Below are 16,978 nucleotides of genomic sequence, written 5' to 3'. Positions count from 1 at the left end.
GTGGAGCGGTAGTTCAGTTGGTTAGAATACCTGCCTGTCACGCAGGGGGTCGCGGGTTCGAGTCCCGTCCGTTCCGCCACCCTAATTAGGGGCGTAGTTCAATTGGTAGAGCACCGGTCTCCAAAACCGGGTGTTGGGAGTTCGAGTCTCTCCGCCCCTGCCATAAAATAATCCTTAGCATTTGCTAAGGATTTTTTTTGTTTGTAAAACAGTAAATTCACCATCCCTTCTTATCGGCATCCTTGCCTCCTGATTGTTTTATTCTTCCAGTACGACGGTTTTTAAAAGATCTCTGATCAGCGCATGTTTATCGCTATTCTGTAGCCATATGGCGTATAACGGACGCGATAGCGTTGCACTGTCGGCAACGGTATGCAAACCGCCTTTTTCCTTAGCCCATGCTGTGGGTAACCAGGTGCAACCATTCAACGCCGACAGTTGCTGTCTGGCCAGTTCGGCGGAACTGGTGGTTAGCACGGGTATTTCATCCGAGGCGATCAGACCCACTTCATGCTGCTGAAAGTCCGGACCCCACTCCAGCCGCAAATAATTCAACGCATCCTTTAGCGTAGAAGGGCGCGCGCAGTACAACGCCAGGGTGAAATGCCCAAGTAACTGACTACTGAATTCATCCATCTTCGGCGCTTCGGTCGTGATCAGCAGATCAAGCTGACGCTCATGTAACTGCTTGACCAGAGACTGGCGCTGGGCAATACGCGCTTCGAATTGCAGGCTGGTTTGCGGCTCTTGTGTCTGGTATAGCCGACCCAGCCAGTCATTGAGCATACACTCCCACAAAGAAGCGCTGGCACCGATAGAGAACTCATTATGCCTTGAGGTATGGGCGACTTCTTTGCGGGCCGCCTGCCACGTATTCATCAGCGTTTCGGCATAGGGTAAAAGCTTCTCCCCCGCTGCTGTTAAGCGGATATTGTTTCTGTGGCGTGTGAAAAGGTTCACGCCCAGCTGGTTTTCCAGCTGTCTGATGCGAAAGCTCACCGCCGACTGTGTCAGATAGAGTGCTTCCGCAGCCCGGCCAAAGTGGCGTGTCCGGCTCACTTCCAGGAAAGTTTTTAGCAATTCCGTATCCACAGTGCTCTCCGCAAAATTATTTGTCGTTATGATTTAAATGTTTTGTTTTACACTCTGTCAAGCGTAACTAATACTCCGCGCCATAAATAGCTCGGCCAAAGAATTAGGAGCGTGCAGGATGGCGGAAAGCTTTACGACGACTAATCGATATTTCGACAACAAATATTATCCACGCGGGTTCTCTCGTCATGGTGATTTCACCATCAAAGAGGCACAACTGCTTGAGCGTCATGGTTATGCCTTCAACGAGCTGGATCTTGGCAAGCGTGAGCCGGTTACCGAGGAAGAGAAACTCTTTGTGGCGGTATGCCGTGGTGAACGCGAGCCGGTGACCGAAGCGGAACGTGTATGGTCTAAATACATGTCGCGCATCAAGCGTCCAAAACGTTTCCACACCCTGTCAGGCGGTAAACCGCAGATGGAAGGGGCTGAAGACTACACTGAGTCTGATGACTAACGAAAAAAGGGCGTAAGCCCTTTTTTTACGTCAGGAGTTTCTGCAGATGAGCAAGCAACCTGTCTATGGCCCGGTAGCTCACTGCTTCCTGTAAATGCTGGCGAGTGATCCCTTCCGCCTGTTCGAGATCGGCAATGGTCCGGGAAACCTTCAACAAACGTTGCCACGCCCTGATAGACAACCCCAGATGGATGAGCGTTTCTTCCAGCCACTGCGAATCCTCGTTGTTCAACGGGCAATGCTGACGAATTTCTTTATTTTGCAAATGTGCGTTGAGTTTACCCTGGCGCCTGTACTGCTGTTCCTGCGCAGCGATGACCCGCTGCTTAACCGTAGCGCTACTTTCACCTTTGACTTCGGTCTGACTGAGCATACCTGCAGGTAGCAACGGGATCTCCAACGAAAGATCGAAGCGGTCGAGAAACGGTCCGGACAGCCGGCCAAGATAGCGCAGTGTTTGTTCTGGCGTACATCGATTGTGTTTTCCCTGATAATGTCCGGTAGGGCTGGGGTTCATTGCCGCAACCAATTGAAAACGCGCCGGATAGGCGATCTTAGCCCGCGTGCGCGAAAGGTGAATCTGCCCGGACTCTATCGGCTCACGTAACGCATCTAATGTGCGTCGTTCGAATTCGGGGAGTTCATCGAGAAAAAGTATGCCGTTATGCGCCAGAGAAATTTCACCGGGTCCGGGAATGGAGCCGCCACCGACCATTGCCGCCAGGGATGCGCTGTGATGTGGCGATCGAAAGGGGCGCTGTTTCCACTGCTTTTGCACACTGGTTGAATTAACCAGGCTAAGGATTGCCGCGCTTTCCAGCGCCTCTTTGTTACTTAGAGGTGGTAGTAATCCATTAAGCCGACTGGCAAGCATTGTTTTACCGGTGCCCGGAGGGCCAATAAGAAGCAGGTTGTGTCCACCTGCCGCCGTAATCTCCAGGCTGCGCTTACCTTGCTCCTGGCCAATAATATCGTTGATATCGTCGTGAGTGGGCGAAGAACCCCATACGCTCGAGGAAGGGGGATTGAGCGGCTGCTTGCCTTCCAGAAATGCGCAGACTGCCTGCAGATGGTCGGCTATCAGACAGCCATCGCCGTCAATCAATCCTACTTCGTCTTCATTCTCTTTTGCAACGATGATGCTTCTTCCTGCGCGTATCGCTTCGGTAGCGCTGGAGATGGCGCCAGGAACGCCACGTAGCGCGCCTGTAAGCGCTAATTCGCCCACTAACTCATATTGATCAAGCCTATGGGTCTTAAGCTGCTCAGAAGCCACCAGAAGCGCAACGGCGATAGGTAAATCGTATCTCCCTCCCTCCTTGGGGAGATCGGCAGGGGCAAGATTAATCGTGATTTTCTTAGCCGGGAATTCATACCCGCTATTGATAATAGCGCTACGAACCCGATCCCGGGCCTCCTTTACGGTGGTTTCCGGTAGCCCCACCAGCGTCAGGCCTGGGAGCCCGTTACTGATATGGACTTCGATTGTGATAGCCGGCGCGTTAACGCCGAGCGCAGCTCGCGTATGAACAATTGACAGTGACATAGCCCCTCCAGAGGCCATGATTATGGCGTACGCGTTAGGGTGAATGTTGTGTAATTTTGCGTTTTTTCGAGGGGGATTCCGGTATTTTTACTGAATTTGAAAGCATAGAACCGTATTCCGGAAGACTGCTCGCAAAAGGCGATCAGACAGGTATGTTGCACAACGGAAACAGCGAGTTACCCGTGCAAGGTGAATTTTTTTCAAATATCACTTTTTGTATAAAAAACAACGACGTTACGTTAAAGCATCAGCAGCGACGGAAAAAACAAACCAAAAAAATCTTGTGCAATCGGCAAAATCTATGGTAACTCTTTAGGCATTCCTTCGAACAAGATGCAAGAATCGACAAAAATGACAGCCCTTCTACGAGTGATTAGCCTGGTCGTGATTAGCGTGGTGGTGATTATTATCCCACCGTGCGGGGCTGCACTTGGACGAGGAAAGGCTTAGAAATCAAGCCTTAACGAACTAAGACCCCCGCACCGAAAGGTCCGGGGGTTTTTTTTGACCTTAAAACTATCATCGAGGAGCAGATAATGAATAACAGCATAAAATTCTGTTTCTCAGGATTTACGGCGGGGAACTAACTATGAATGGAGCACAGTGGGTGGTACATGCGTTGCGTGCGCAGGGTGTCGAGACCGTTTTCGGCTATCCCGGTGGCGCAATTATGCCGGTCTACGATGCGTTGTATGACGGTGGCGTGGAGCACCTGTTGTGCCGCCATGAGCAGGGTGCTGCGATGGCCGCTATTGGCTACGCCCGCGCTACAGGTAAAACCGGAGTCTGTATCGCCACTTCCGGTCCGGGGGCGACTAACCTGATCACCGGCCTGGCGGATGCGCTGCTGGATTCCGTTCCGGTAGTGGCTATCACGGGGCAGGTTTCTGCGCCGTTCATCGGTACTGATGCATTTCAGGAAGTGGATGTATTAGGTCTTTCGCTGGCCTGCACCAAACACAGTTTCCTGGTGCAGTCGCTGGAAGAATTGCCACGCATCATGGCAGAGGCGTTTGACGTCGCCCGTTCCGGCCGTCCCGGTCCTGTACTGGTCGATATCCCGAAAGATATCCAGTTAGCCAGCGGTGCGCTGGAACCATATTTCACCACCGTTGAAAGCGAAGCGGCTTTCCCCCATGCAGAAGTTGAACAAGCTCGCGCTATGTTGGCGCAGGCGCAAAAACCTATGTTGTATGTCGGCGGCGGCGTAGGAATGGCGCAGGCGGTACCGGCGCTGCGTGAGTTTCTGGCGACAACACAAATGCCCGTTACCTGTACGCTGAAAGGGTTGGGCGCCGTGGAGGCTGACTATCCGTACTACCTGGGGATGCTTGGTATGCATGGCACCAAAGCGGCAAATTTCGCGGTACAGGAGTGCGACTTACTGATTGCGATCGGCGCACGTTTTGATGACCGGGTGACTGGCAAATTAAATACTTTCGCGCCGCACGCCAGTGTGATTCATATGGATATCGACCCGGCTGAGCTGAATAAACTGCGCCAGGCCCACGTTGCGCTGCAGGGTGATTTAAATGCCCTTCTGCCTGCATTACAGCAACCGGTAAATATCGATGCGTGGCGCCAGCGTAACGCGGAGCTGCGAGCGGAACACGGCTGGCGCTACGACCATCCGGGCGATGCCATTTACGCGCCGCTGCTGTTGAAGCAGCTGTCCGAACGTAAACCGGCAAACTGCGTGGTGACAACCGATGTCGGCCAGCACCAGATGTGGTCAGCGCAACACATGACTTATACCCGTCCGGAGAATTTCATCACCTCCAGCGGATTAGGCACCATGGGGTTTGGCTTACCGGCTGCGGTGGGCGCACAGGTTGCGCGGCCCAACGATACCGTAATCTGTATCTCCGGTGATGGCTCCTTCATGATGAACGTTCAGGAGTTAGGCACCGTAAAACGCAGGCAGTTACCGTTGAAGATGGTATTACTGGATAACCAACGGTTAGGGATGGTTCGACAATGGCAACAACTGTTTTTTGCAGAACGATATAGCGAAACCACTCTGACCGATAACCCCGATTTCCTTATGTTAGCCAGCGCTTTCGGCATCCCTGGCCAACACATCACCCGTAAAGACCAGGTTGAAGCGGCACTCGACACCCTGCTGAACAGCGAGGGGCCATACCTGCTTCATGTCTCAATCAATGAACTTGAGAATGTCTGGCCTCTGGTGCCGCCTGGCGCCAGCAACTCTGAAATGCTGGAGAAAACATTATGATGCAACATCAGGTCGCCGTTGAAGCTCGCTTTAATCCCGAAACGTTAGAACGCGTATTGCGCGTGGTCCGTCATCGCGGATTTCAGGTATGCGCCATGAATATGGAAGCCGCCAGCGATGCGCAAAACATCAATATCGAATTAACCGTTGCCAGTCCTCGGTCGGTCGACTTACTGTTTAGTCAGTTAACAAAACTGGTAGACGTTGCACATGTTGCCATCTGCCAGAGCACAACCACATCACAACAAATCCGTGCTTGAGCGCGACAGGAAGAAAAAAATGACGACGAAAAAAGCTGATTACATTTGGTTCAATGGGGAGATGGTTCGTTGGGAGGACGCGAAAGTCCACGTGATGTCCCACGCGCTGCATTACGGTACGTCCGTGTTTGAAGGTATCCGTTGCTACGACTCTCACAAAGGACCGGTGGTGTTCCGTCATCGTGAACACATGCAGCGTCTGCATGACTCAGCCAAAATTTATCGTTTCCCGGTTTCGCAAAGCGTGGACGAATTGATGGAAGCCTGTCGCGACGTGATCCGTAAAAACAACCTGACCAGCGCCTACATACGTCCGCTGGTGTTTGTCGGTGATGTTGGCATGGGCGTGAACCCACCTCCGGGATACAACACCGACGTGATCATCGCAGCGTTCCCATGGGGCGCATACCTGGGCGCCGAAGCCCTGGAACAGGGGATCGATGCGATGGTGTCGTCCTGGAATCGCGCAGCGCCAAATACCATTCCGACGGCGGCGAAAGCGGGCGGCAACTATCTTTCCTCTCTGCTGGTGGGCAGCGAAGCCCGCCGCCATGGGTATCAGGAAGGTATCGCCCTGGACGTGAATGGCTATATCTCCGAAGGCGCAGGCGAAAACCTGTTTGAAGTGAAAGATGGCGTGCTGTTCACGCCGCCGTTTACCTCTTCCGCGCTGCCGGGTATCACCCGCGACGCGATCATCAAACTGGCGAAAGACCTCGGTATCGAAGTGCGCGAGCAGGTCCTGTCCCGCGAATCCCTGTATCTGGCTGACGAAGTGTTTATGTCAGGTACCGCGGCGGAAATCACCCCGGTGCGCAGCGTTGACGGAATCCAGGTAGGCGAAGGCCGCTGCGGTCCGGTCACGAAGCGCATTCAGCAAGCCTTCTTCGGTCTCTTCACCGGTGAAACGGAAGATAAATACGGCTGGTTGGATCAGGTTAATCACTAAGAATAAAAAATGGGACGGCACGCACCGTCCCATTTCACAGACAGACACTGGGAGTAAAAAGTATGCCTAAGTACCGTTCCGCCACCACCACTCATGGCCGCAATATGGCGGGAGCCCGCGCGCTGTGGCGCGCCACTGGAATGACCGATGACGATTTTGGTAAGCCGATCATTGCGGTCGTGAACTCGTTTACCCAGTTCGTGCCGGGGCACGTGCACCTGCGGGATCTCGGTAAACTGGTTGCCGAACAGATAGAAGCCGCAGGTGGCGTGGCGAAAGAGTTCAATACCATCGCCGTGGATGATGGTATCGCCATGGGCCACGGAGGGATGCTTTATTCGCTGCCGTCCCGCGAATTGATCGCCGATTCAGTCGAGTACATGGTGAACGCCCACTGCGCTGATGCGATGGTTTGTATCTCCAACTGCGACAAAATCACCCCGGGAATGCTGATGGCCTCATTGCGCCTGAACATTCCGGTGATCTTTGTTTCCGGCGGTCCGATGGAAGCCGGGAAAACCAAACTGTCCGATCAGATCATCAAACTCGATCTGGTCGACGCGATGATCCAGGGCGCAGACCCAAAAGTCTCTGACGACCAAAGCAATCAGGTTGAACGCTCTGCCTGCCCGACCTGTGGTTCTTGTTCCGGAATGTTCACCGCCAACTCCATGAACTGCCTGACCGAAGCGCTGGGCCTTTCCCAGCCGGGGAACGGTTCGCTGTTGGCGACCCATGCTGACCGTAAACAGCTGTTCCTTAACGCCGGCAAACGCATCGTTGAGCTGACGAAACGCTACTACGAGCAGGACGACGCCAGCGCGCTGCCGCGCAACATCGCCAGCAAGGCAGCATTCGAAAACGCCATGACGCTGGATATCGCCATGGGCGGTTCAACCAATACCGTTCTGCACCTGCTGGCCGCCGCGCAGGAAGCGGAGATTGACTTCACCATGAGCGATATCGACAAGCTGTCCCGCAAAGTGCCGCAATTGTGCAAGGTGGCGCCAAGCACCCAAAAATACCACATGGAAGATGTCCACCGTGCGGGGGGCGTGCTGGGGATCCTCGGCGAACTGGATCGTGCGGGGCTGCTGAACCGTGACGTGAAAAACGTACTGGGGCTGACGCTGCCGCAAACGCTTGAGCAGTACGACGTGATGGTGACGCAGGATGAGGCCGTGAAGCAGATGTTCCGTGCCGGTCCCGCTGGTATTCGCACCACCAAAGCGTTCTCGCAGGACTGTCGTTGGGAGACACTGGACGACGATCGCGCGGGAGGATGTATCCGCTCGCTGGAACATGCCTACAGCAAAGACGGCGGTCTGGCGGTACTGTACGGTAACTTCGCGGAAAACGGCTGCATCGTAAAAACCGCAGGCGTGGACGACAGCATCCTGACTTTCACCGGCCCGGCGAAAGTCTACGAAAGCCAGGACGACGCGGTAGAAGCCATTCTCGGCGGCAAAGTGGTGGAAGGCGACGTTGTGGTGATCCGCTACGAAGGGCCGAAAGGCGGTCCGGGAATGCAGGAAATGCTCTACCCAACCAGCTTCCTGAAATCCATGGGCCTCGGCAAAGCCTGTGCGCTGATCACCGATGGTCGTTTCTCTGGCGGGACCTCTGGTCTCTCCATCGGCCACGTTTCCCCTGAAGCGGCAAGCGGCGGCAATATTGGCCTGATTGAAGATGGCGATCTGATCGCCATTGATATCCCTAACCGTGGCATTCAGTTGCAGGTGAGCGACGCCGAACTGGCGGCGCGCCGTGAAGCGCAGGAAGCGCGCGGTGACAAAGCTTGGACGCCGAAAAACCGTCAGCGTCAGGTGTCGTTTGCCCTGCGCGCCTACGCCAGCCTCGCGACCAGCGCAGACAAAGGCGCGGTGCGCGATAAATCCAAACTTGGGGGCTAATGATGGCCGAGTCACAACCCTTATCAGCCGCCCCCGAGGGGGCGGAATATCTCCGGGCGGTGCTGCGCGCGCCGGTTTATGAAGCGGCGCAGGTCACGCCTCTGCAAAAAATGGAAAAACTCTCCTCGCGCCTCGACAACGTCATCCTGGTGAAGCGCGAAGACCGCCAGCCGGTGCACAGCTTTAAGCTGCGCGGCGCTTACGCGATGATGGCGGGCTTAACCGAGGAACAAAAAGCGCGCGGTGTGATCACCGCGTCGGCGGGCAATCATGCGCAGGGCGTGGCGTTTTCCTCTGCGCGTCTGGGCGTGAAGGCGCTGATTGTCATGCCGGTTGCGACTGCTGATATCAAAGTGGATGCGGTGCGCGGTTTTGGCGGAGAAGTCCTGCTACACGGCGCGAATTTTGATGAGGCGAAAGCCAAAGCGATCGAACTGGCGCAGCAGCAGGGCTTTACCTGGGTGCCGCCGTTCGACCACCCGATGGTGATTGCCGGGCAGGGGACGCTGGCGCTTGAACTGCTCCAGCAGGACGCTCACCTTGATCGCGTGTTCGTGCCGGTGGGCGGCGGCGGCATGGCGGCAGGTGTGGCGGTGCTGATCAAACAGCTGATGCCGCAGATCAAGGTCATTGCCGTTGAAGCGGAAGACTCTGCATGCCTGAAAGCGGCGCTCGATGCCGGGCATCCGGTCGATCTCCCGCGTGTGGGGCTGTTTGCCGAGGGCGTGGCGGTCAAACGCATCGGCGATGAAACCTTCCGTCTGTGCCAGGAGTATCTTGACGATATTATCACGGTTGATAGCGATGCTATCTGCGCGGCGATGAAAGATCTGTTCGAGGACGTGCGTGCGGTGGCGGAACCGTCCGGCGCGCTGGCGCTGGCGGGCATGAAAAAATATATCGCCCAGCACAACATTCGCGGCGAACGTCTGGCGCACGTGCTGTCTGGCGCTAACGTTAACTTCCACGGCCTGCGCTACGTTTCCGAGCGCTGCGAGCTGGGTGAACAGCGTGAAGCCTTGCTGGCGGTGACCATTCCGGAAGAGAAGGGCAGCTTTCTGAAATTTTGCCAGCTGCTCGGCGGTCGTTCGGTGACCGAGTTTAATTACCGTTTTGCCGATGCCAAGGATGCCTGCATTTTTGTCGGCGTGCGTTTAAGCCGCGGTCTGGAAGAGCGCAAAGAGATCCTGAATTTGCTGAATGACGGCGGCTACAGCGTGGTCGATCTCTCTGACGACGAGATGGCGAAGCTCCATGTGCGCTATATGGTCGGCGGGCGTCCATCTAAGCCGCTGAAAGAACGACTTTACAGCTTCGAGTTTCCGGAATCTCCCGGCGCCTTGCTGAAGTTTTTGTATACGCTCGGCACCCACTGGAACATCTCTTTGTTCCATTACCGCAGCCATGGCACCGACTACGGGCGCGTGCTGGCAGCCTTCGAACTGGGCGATCACGAGCCGGATTTCGAAACGCGCCTGAACGAACTGGGCTATGAGTGTCACGACGAAACTCAAAACCCGGCGTTCCGTTTCTTCCTGGCGGGCTAGTGGTTCGGCAATATCTTCCAGAACGCGTCAATCAGCGGCTCATGCAGCCGCTTTTTCGTTGCGCACACCCCCAACTCAAACGGAGTTTTTTCGTCGCTACGTTCTAAAATCATCACGCGATTGCGTACCGGTTCAGGACTGTTTTCCAGCACCACTTCCGGCAGCAGCGCCACGCCGCAGCCGAGCGCGACCATCGACACCATCGCTTCATGCCCGCCGACGGTTGCGTAAATCATGGGGTTACTGATTTTATGGCGGCGAAACCACAGCTCAATGCGGCGGCGCACCGGCCCCTGGTCAGCCATGATGAACGGCACTGTCGACCAGTCGGGTTTTTCCACCGCGACCTGACTGCGTACCGGGCAGGGTAGCGCCGGGGCGATCAGCACCACCGCCAGATTCTCCAGCATCGAGAATGCCACCGCGCCGGGCAGCGTTTCAGGTTTCCCGGCAATGGCGAGATCCGCTTCGCCCGTCACCACCTTTTCCATCGCGTCGGCGGCGTCGCCCGTGGTGAGTTTAATTTCCACCGAGGGGTGCTCCGCGCGAAAGCGATCGAGAACAGGCGGCAAATGACTGTAAGCGGCGGTCACGGAGCAGAAAATATGCAGCTCGCCGGAGAGCGACGGTCCCTGCTGATCGAGCGTGTGCCGCAGTTGCTGATACTGCAATAAGGTCTGTTGGGCAAAGACCCGTAGCTCTTCGCCCGCTTCCGTGAGCGTGACGGTGCGGTTGTCGCGCACGAACAGCGGCTGGCCAAGGTCTTCCTCAAGGCGCTGTATCTGTCGGGAAAGCGTGGACGGGCTGACGTGCATCGCCCGGGCGCTGCGGCCAAAGTGACGGCTTTCCGCCAGATGCAGGAACATTTTCAAATCGCGTAAATCCACCGATTCCACTCCCTCTTTTTACATTGCAAAAATTGCAACATGACGTTGTGAATATATCAATTTCCGCAATAAATTTCCTGTTGTAATGTGGGTACATTCTCGCTGAAACGCGAACCGAACAATAAGACACACAACATCACGAGGTATCACCCATGGCTAACTACTTTAATACACTGAACCTGCGCCAGCAGTTGGCGCAGCTGGGCAAATGCCGCTTTATGGGTCGCGATGAATTTGCCGATGGCGCGAGCTACCTTCAGGGTAAAAAAGTGGTCATCGTCGGTTGTGGCGCGCAGGGTCTGAATCAGGGCCTGAATATGCGTGACTCCGGTTTGGATATCTCTTACGCCCTGCGCAAAGAAGCAATTGCCGAGAAGCGTGCGTCCTGGCGTAAAGCGACCGAAAACGGCTTTAAAGTAGGGACTTACGAAGAGCTGATCCCGCAGGCGGACCTGGTGGTAAACCTGACGCCAGACAAGCAGCACTCTGACGTGGTGCGTTCCGTACAGCCGCTGATGAAAGACGGCGCCGCGCTGGGTTACTCTCACGGCTTTAACATTGTTGAAGTGGGCGAGCAGATCCGTAAAGACATCACCGTGGTGATGGTGGCGCCGAAGTGCCCGGGTACGGAAGTACGCGAAGAGTACAAGCGTGGCTTCGGCGTGCCGACCCTGATCGCGGTTCACCCGGAAAACGATCCGAAAGGCGAAGGCATGGCGATTGCCAAAGCATGGGCGGCAGCGACCGGTGGCCACCGCGCGGGCGTGCTGGAATCGTCCTTCGTTGCGGAAGTGAAATCTGACCTGATGGGCGAGCAGACCATTTTGTGCGGCATGCTGCAGGCGGGGTCTCTGCTGTGCTTCGACAAGCTGGTGGAAGAGGGCACCGACCCGGCATACGCGGAAAAACTGATTCAGTTCGGCTGGGAAACCATCACCGAAGCGCTGAAGCAGGGCGGCATTACGCTGATGATGGACCGCCTGTCCAACCCGGCGAAACTGCGTGCTTACGCGCTCTCCGAACAGCTGAAAACCATCATGGCGCCGCTGTTCCAGAAACACATGGACGACATCATCTCCGGCGAGTTCTCCTCCGGCATGATGGCGGACTGGGCGAACGACGATAAGAAACTGCTGACCTGGCGTGAAGAAACCGGTAAAACCGCGTTCGAAACGGCGCCACAGTATGAAGGCAAAATCAGTGAGCAGGAGTATTTCGATAAAGGCGTACTGATGATCGCGATGGTGAAAGCGGGCGTTGAGCTGGCGTTCGAAACCATGGTGGATTCCGGCATCATCGAAGAGTCTGCGTACTACGAATCCCTGCACGAACTGCCGCTGATCGCGAACACCATCGCCCGTAAGCGTCTGTACGAAATGAACGTGGTTATCTCTGATACCGCCGAGTACGGCAACTACCTGTTCTCTTACGCCTGCGTACCGCTGCTGAAAGAGTTCATGACCACCCTGCAGCCGGGCGATCTGGGCAAAGCGATTGCGGAAGGGGCGGTAGACAACGCGCAGCTGCGCGATGTGAACGAGGCGATTCGCGGCCATGCTATCGAGCAGGTAGGTAAGAAACTGCGCGGCTATATGACCGATATGAAGCGTATCGCTGTCGCTGGCTAATTCCGCGAAGCCAGCATCCGGCAAAGATAAAAAAACCCGGTGTTTGAAGACACCGGGTTTTTTGTTAGTTACGGTACAGCACCTTAATGATGTGGTAGCCAAACTGGGTGTGCAGCGGACCGGTTGGTTCCAGTACCGGGCAGGAAAAGACCACTTTATCGAATGCCGGAACCATCTGGCCCTGACGGAATTCGCCCAGGTCGCCGCCGCGTTTGCCAGACGGACAGATTGAGTGTTTCTTCGCCAGTTTGCCGAAGTCGGCGCCGTTTTTAATCTGCTCAAGAAGATCCAGCGCCAGTTTTTCTTCTTTAACAAGAATATGCAGTGCTGCTGCTGTTTTTGCCATGATCGTGCCTTGCGTGGGATGAATGAAGCGGGCGATTTTAGCACGGGGCTGGTGAGAAAGAATATCCAGGCCAGCTACTGCTTGCTGGCCTGGCTGAAGATTAGCGCATCTGCTGCTGTGATAATTTCCAGACGCTGGCAATATTGCGTGCCGAAACGCGCAGGTTGTATTCCGCATCCTGTAGCGCTTCCGGCAGCGTGGCGATTCGCGTCAGCACGGAGAACACCGCGTCCAGCCCGTGCTGATGCACAATCTGGTGATCGGTCGTTAAGCCGCCCGCCAGCGCGATCACCGGTTTCTGATACCGCTTAGCGCAGCGTGCGACGCCAATCGGCGTTTTACCGCTGATGCTCTGGCTATCAAGACGACCTTCACCGGTGATCACCAGGCTGGCATCCGCGACCAGGCTATCGAGATGCAGCGCGTCAATAACAATCTCCACTCCCGGCTTTAACTCCGCGTTCAGTATCCCTAACAGCGCCGCGCCCATGCCGCCAGCGGCGCCTGCGCCAGGCGTCGTCATCACGTTTCGTCCGGTTGCGCCCTGAAGCCGTTTACCAAAGTTGGCCAGCGCAGCGTCTAAGGAGGCAACCATTTCCGGCGTTGCCCCTTTTTGCGGGCCGAAGATGGCTGACGCTCCTGTTGCGCCACAGAGTGGATTGTTAACGTCGCAGGCGACGGTGACAGAAACGTTTTTCAGTCGAGCGTCGCAGCCTGAGGCATCGATGATGGCCAGGTCGCTTAGCGCGCCGCCGCCGAAAGGAAGCGATTTCCCGTTTGTATCAAGCAGCGCCACACCAAGTGCCTGTAGCATACCTGCGCCGCCGTCATTGGTGGCGCTACCGCCAATCCCGAGAATAATGCGCTCAACGCCGTGGTCCAGCGCGGCAAGGATCAATTCGCCGGTGCCATAGCTGGTGGTCAGCATAGGGTTACGGCATTCTGGCGGGACATGATGCAGTCCGGATGCGGAGGCCATTTCAACGATTGCCGTTTTCCCATCTCCCAGCATACCCCAGCGCGCCTGTACTGGCGTTCCCAGCGGTCCGGTCACATTCTGGAACAGATAATGGCCTTCGGTTGCTTCAACCATTGACTCGACGGTACCTTCGCCGCCGTCTGCCATCGGCAATTTGACATACTCGGCCTCGGGATAAATTTCACGAAATCCCTGCTCGATAGCGGTGGCCACCTGCATGGCCGATAAACTTTCTTTAAATGAATCTGGTGCAATGACTATTTTCATCGTGTCCTTACCCGGCAAGTCCGAAGACGCCAAACATCAGTGTGGAAATCAGGGCGATAACAAAACCGACAAGGGTTTCATAAGGCAGCAGTTTTAACCGTTCGTGGATCGGCATGCCGACACTGCCGCCCGTGGCGTGGAAGAAGCTGCCGTGGGGCAGGTGATCCAGTACGGTTGCGCCAGCGTGAATCATGGCGGCACCGGCAAGGGCTGATACGCCAAGACCCAGCAGCGTCTGGCTGAATACCCCGGCGGCAACGGCGGTTCCCGCCGTAGTGGACGCTGTTGCCATAGACATGATCGCGCCGGAAATAGGGGCCAGCAGATAAGAAGGCAGACCGGAAGAGGTCAGCCCATGAATGAGCACATCTTTCAGTTCCGAGTTGGCGATAATCCCGGCGAGCGTACCGGTACCGAGCAGCATGATGGCTACCGGCGCCATGCGCGTAAGCCCGGACATCATAAAGGCGTTACTTTGCTTAAACCTGCCCATCAGGATCGCACCGGCTAACCCACCGACGGGCAGGGCAATCAGCGGATCGATGGCGATACCCGCAACAGGTCGTAGCGCCAGCAGCACAATGGCGACGAGCGGCGCGCTGATAGCGGCAAGAAATCCCGGCTGCTTGCCGTGGTTGTCGTGTGAAATCACTTCGTCGGGCATCACCATCAGGCCTTTCTGGCTGAGACGTTTTGCCAGGAAATAAGCCACGATCAGGCCGAACAGACCGGGGATTATCCCGGCCATCATCACGGAGGTGAGGGGAACATGAAAGGCGTCCGACGCGGCGATGGCATTGGGGTTAGGCGACATCACATTACCCGCTTTACCGCCGCCAATCATCGCCAGCAGAATGGCGAGTTTCGACAAACCGGCGCGACGGGCAATAGACAGGGCAATCGGTGCAACGGTGATAACCGCCACGTCGATAAATACGCCGACGGCGGTCAGAATCATCGTCGCAATGGCTAAGGCTAAAAGCGCCCGGCTTTCGCCCACTTTTTTCACTACCGTTTCAGCGATGGTGTTTGCCGCGCCGGATTCAATTAACACGCCGGCCAGTACACCTGCCGCGAGAATGCGCAGCACGGCATTGGTAATGCCTTGCGCGCCGGTGACCATTAGCGTCACGGTTTGCACCAGATCGGCGCCGCCGACCAGACCGCCTACCAGCGCGCCGACCATCATGCCGTAAGCCGGCGAGACTTTGCGTAAAATTAAAACGATCGCCACCACGAGTGCGATGATGGCGCCAGTTGCTGTTATTGAAACCATCTTCTGCTTTCTCCATGAAAATAACAGGGGGCAGTATGGAGAAAGCAGCCGCGTTAGACTTGTGTGTATCGGCTAAAAATACGGCGCCAGACGGCGAAAAATTTGGAGGAAAATACAGTTCAGCGCTGTAACTCCATGCCGATATACAACCAGAGTAACTGTTTTAAGTTATTGATTTGTATTCCTGTAATATCTTCCACTCGCTGCAGTCGATAGCGTAATGTATTGACATGAATATGCAGGCTGGTCGCTGTTTGCGAAAGATCACAATTATGCTCAAAATAATGCTGTAGCGTTTTTTGCAGAACGCCTTTGGTGTCCTGGGTAACCAGATCGCGCCAGATTTTGGATAATTCTTCCGCTTGCCAGGTACCGGAAAGCCCGCCCAATAATGACGCCAGCGCATAGTCGTCATGAAAAATGAACTGATGCTTCAACTTCAGTCTTTTCGCCATGGCCTGGGTGGATTTCGCGGTCTGAAAAGAGCGACGCAGGCCGTTTTCTCCGGTGAAATAGCCGCCGACGATCAGTCGGGAAAAACCACAGGACTGTGCGTAATGTTTAAATCTCTGCAGATCGCTTAGTTCCAACGATTTATGCCAGACGCCGTTTTTTAGCGCGATAGGTTTTAAGATTATCAGCTCATTAAAGTCGGAAAACGTGACCAAATGGTCGCGGGCGCGATATTCAAAATACTCCATCAGATTACGCAGCGCGTCGCGATCCGGTTGTTGCAGTTCCATAATAATCACCACCCGCGGAAGCTGGAGATTAATTCCCAACCATGAGACCACCGCGTTCAGCGAGTCCGGCGGCGGATCGCGCAAAATCAGCTGATTAATCAGCTCTTCGCGGTAACGCTTATCCCACTGTTTTTGCTCGAGGAGCGCCATTTGTTCGATGATTAATTCCGAAGCCATCTTCACCAACTGCGCATATGCCTTCACTTCACCAGGCTCGCCGGTAATGCCCAGTACGCCAATCAGCTGGTCGCGAAAATTAATCGGTAAATTGATGCCGGGCTTAACGCCTTTAAGCTTATTGGCGGTCGCGGAATCAATTTCGACGACCCGGTTTTCGGTCAATGCGAGTACCGCGCCTTCATGGCGTTGATGTAAACGTGAGGCTTCCCCGGAAGCAATGATCATCCCATGCTCGTTCATCACATTTACCGAGTACGGAATAATCCCCATTGTGCGTTGAACTATCTGGCGTGCGGTAGAGTCTTGCAGGTAATAATTAGCGTGAATCTTGTTCATTTTATGCTCAGCATGAAAGGCGGGCGCAATATGTGGCCCATATCCGATCTATTAGCGTATCCAGTGGTGAAATGTTTCGGGTGAACAGACAAAGAAAGCGGGCAGTACGGCCTCTTTTTTGTCGGTTTATACAAATAAAAATGCCCCAGAAAGCTTGTATCCTCTGTTTTCCCTTTAAACTCAAATGATTAATTCTGTTTCTGTTCGCCTGTTCCGTCTTTTTTTTCGATGTGATCGACGTAGGATATTGTTCGGAAATTAATCATTTCTTGCACGCCAGCGCCGTGTTCTTTTCTTTCAGGCGGCCTCCGTACATACAGTCACGGAAAGCTCAAT

Annotated in this window: 16 protein-coding genes and 2 tRNA genes; 11 read left to right on the top strand and 7 right to left on the bottom strand. The window is 55.1% G+C overall.

Features of this window, described 5'->3' with window-relative positions:
- The first annotated feature begins 2 nt into the window (after positions 1-2).
- Positions 3-79: transfer RNA gene (locus OGY07_RS08945), tRNA-Asp, on the top strand.
- An 8-nt stretch (positions 80-87) separates the two neighbouring features.
- Positions 88-163: transfer RNA gene (locus OGY07_RS08940), tRNA-Trp, on the top strand.
- 95 nt (positions 164-258) lie between these two features.
- On the opposite strand, the gene hdfR is transcribed toward OGY07_RS08940, so the two are convergent.
- Positions 259-1,092: an HTH-type transcriptional regulator HdfR gene (hdfR, locus tag OGY07_RS08935; RefSeq protein ID WP_042292860.1), complete on the bottom strand. Its 834-nt coding sequence runs from the start codon at positions 1,090-1,092 to the stop codon at positions 259-261.
- Positions 1,093-1,210: 118 nt separating this feature from the next.
- Here hdfR and maoP point away from each other — a divergent pair, with 118 nt between their 5' ends.
- Positions 1,211-1,549 carry a macrodomain Ori organization protein MaoP gene (gene maoP / locus OGY07_RS08930; RefSeq protein WP_042292859.1) on the top strand — a complete coding sequence of 113 codons (339 nt, stop codon included), beginning with the start codon at positions 1,211-1,213 and terminating at the stop codon, positions 1,547-1,549.
- A 25-nt stretch (positions 1,550-1,574) separates the two neighbouring features.
- Here the strand turns inward: maoP and OGY07_RS08925 are convergent, their stop codons facing one another.
- Positions 1,575-3,095, bottom strand: coding sequence for a YifB family Mg chelatase-like AAA ATPase (locus OGY07_RS08925; protein WP_286600037.1), 1,521 nt, complete (start codon positions 3,093-3,095; stop codon positions 1,575-1,577).
- Positions 3,096-3,446: 351 nt separating this feature from the next.
- Here OGY07_RS08925 and ilvL point away from each other — a divergent pair, with 351 nt between their 5' ends.
- The 7 genes from ilvL (at position 3,447) to ilvA (ending at position 10,000) form a co-directional block, all read left to right on the top strand.
- The gene (ilvL, locus tag OGY07_RS08920) at positions 3,447-3,545 is read left to right on the top strand and encodes an ilv operon leader peptide (protein WP_001311244.1); all 99 of its coding nucleotides are present in this window, start codon (positions 3,447-3,449) and stop codon (positions 3,543-3,545) included.
- Between the two features lie 86 nt (positions 3,546-3,631).
- The gene (gene ilvX, locus OGY07_RS23375) at positions 3,632-3,682 is read left to right on the top strand and encodes a peptide IlvX (protein WP_204375586.1); all 51 of its coding nucleotides are present in this window, start codon (positions 3,632-3,634) and stop codon (positions 3,680-3,682) included.
- Between the two features lie 2 nt (positions 3,683-3,684).
- The gene (ilvG, locus tag OGY07_RS08915; protein WP_286600035.1) at positions 3,685-5,331 is read left to right on the top strand and encodes an acetolactate synthase 2 catalytic subunit; all 1,647 of its coding nucleotides are present in this window, start codon (positions 3,685-3,687) and stop codon (positions 5,329-5,331) included.
- Entirely contained in the window at positions 5,328-5,591 is a 264-nt protein-coding gene (gene ilvM, locus OGY07_RS08910; protein ID WP_042292846.1) for an acetolactate synthase 2 small subunit, read from the top strand. The genes ilvG and ilvM overlap by 4 nt, the downstream gene beginning before the upstream one ends.
- A 19-nt stretch (positions 5,592-5,610) precedes the next feature.
- Positions 5,611-6,540, top strand: coding sequence for a branched-chain-amino-acid transaminase (gene ilvE, locus OGY07_RS08905; protein WP_042292843.1), 930 nt, complete (start codon positions 5,611-5,613; stop codon positions 6,538-6,540).
- A 62-nt stretch (positions 6,541-6,602) separates the two neighbouring features.
- On the top strand, positions 6,603-8,453 hold the full coding sequence (gene ilvD, locus OGY07_RS08900) for a dihydroxy-acid dehydratase (protein ID WP_042292842.1): 1,851 nt from the start codon (positions 6,603-6,605) through the stop codon (positions 8,451-8,453).
- A 2-nt stretch (positions 8,454-8,455) separates the two neighbouring features.
- Positions 8,456-10,000, top strand: coding sequence for a threonine ammonia-lyase, biosynthetic (ilvA, locus tag OGY07_RS08895; protein ID WP_286600044.1), 1,545 nt, complete (start codon positions 8,456-8,458; stop codon positions 9,998-10,000).
- On the opposite strand, the gene ilvY is transcribed toward ilvA, so the two are convergent.
- Positions 9,997-10,887 carry an HTH-type transcriptional activator IlvY gene (gene ilvY / locus OGY07_RS08890; RefSeq protein WP_042292841.1) on the bottom strand — a complete coding sequence of 297 codons (891 nt, stop codon included), beginning with the start codon at positions 10,885-10,887 and terminating at the stop codon, positions 9,997-9,999. The genes ilvA and ilvY overlap by 4 nt on opposite strands.
- 152 nt (positions 10,888-11,039) lie before the next feature.
- On the opposite strand from ilvY, the gene ilvC reads away from it, so the two are divergent.
- A complete protein-coding gene (ilvC, locus tag OGY07_RS08885; protein WP_060569253.1) occupies positions 11,040-12,515 on the top strand; it encodes a ketol-acid reductoisomerase in 1,476 nt (491 codons plus the stop codon).
- Between the two features lie 64 nt (positions 12,516-12,579).
- On the opposite strand, the gene ppiC is transcribed toward ilvC, so the two are convergent.
- The 4 genes from ppiC to OGY07_RS08865 all read right to left on the bottom strand — a co-directional run bounded on the left by ppiC (position 12,580) and on the right by OGY07_RS08865 (position 16,642).
- Complete coding sequence (gene ppiC / locus OGY07_RS08880; RefSeq protein ID WP_001140251.1) at positions 12,580-12,861, bottom strand: peptidylprolyl isomerase PpiC; 282 nt, start codon at positions 12,859-12,861, stop codon at positions 12,580-12,582.
- A gap of 100 nt (positions 12,862-12,961) precedes the next feature.
- Positions 12,962-14,107, bottom strand: coding sequence for a glycerate kinase (locus OGY07_RS08875; RefSeq protein WP_286600029.1), 1,146 nt, complete (start codon positions 14,105-14,107; stop codon positions 12,962-12,964).
- 7 nt (positions 14,108-14,114) lie between these two features.
- Positions 14,115-15,383, bottom strand: a complete 1,269-nt coding sequence (locus tag OGY07_RS08870; RefSeq protein ID WP_042292830.1) for a GntP family permease — start codon at positions 15,381-15,383, stop codon at positions 14,115-14,117.
- A 119-nt stretch (positions 15,384-15,502) separates the two neighbouring features.
- Positions 15,503-16,642, bottom strand: a complete 1,140-nt coding sequence (locus OGY07_RS08865) for a sugar diacid recognition domain-containing protein (protein WP_286600027.1) — start codon at positions 16,640-16,642, stop codon at positions 15,503-15,505.
- Between the last annotated feature and the right edge of the window lie 336 nt (positions 16,643-16,978).

Origin of the sequence: Citrobacter sp. Cs237 (genome assembly GCF_030332325.1) — a bacterium.
Lineage (GTDB): Bacteria > Pseudomonadota > Gammaproteobacteria > Enterobacterales > Enterobacteriaceae > Citrobacter_A > Citrobacter_A sedlakii.
This window is presented reverse-complemented; position numbering and strand designations above follow the sequence as displayed.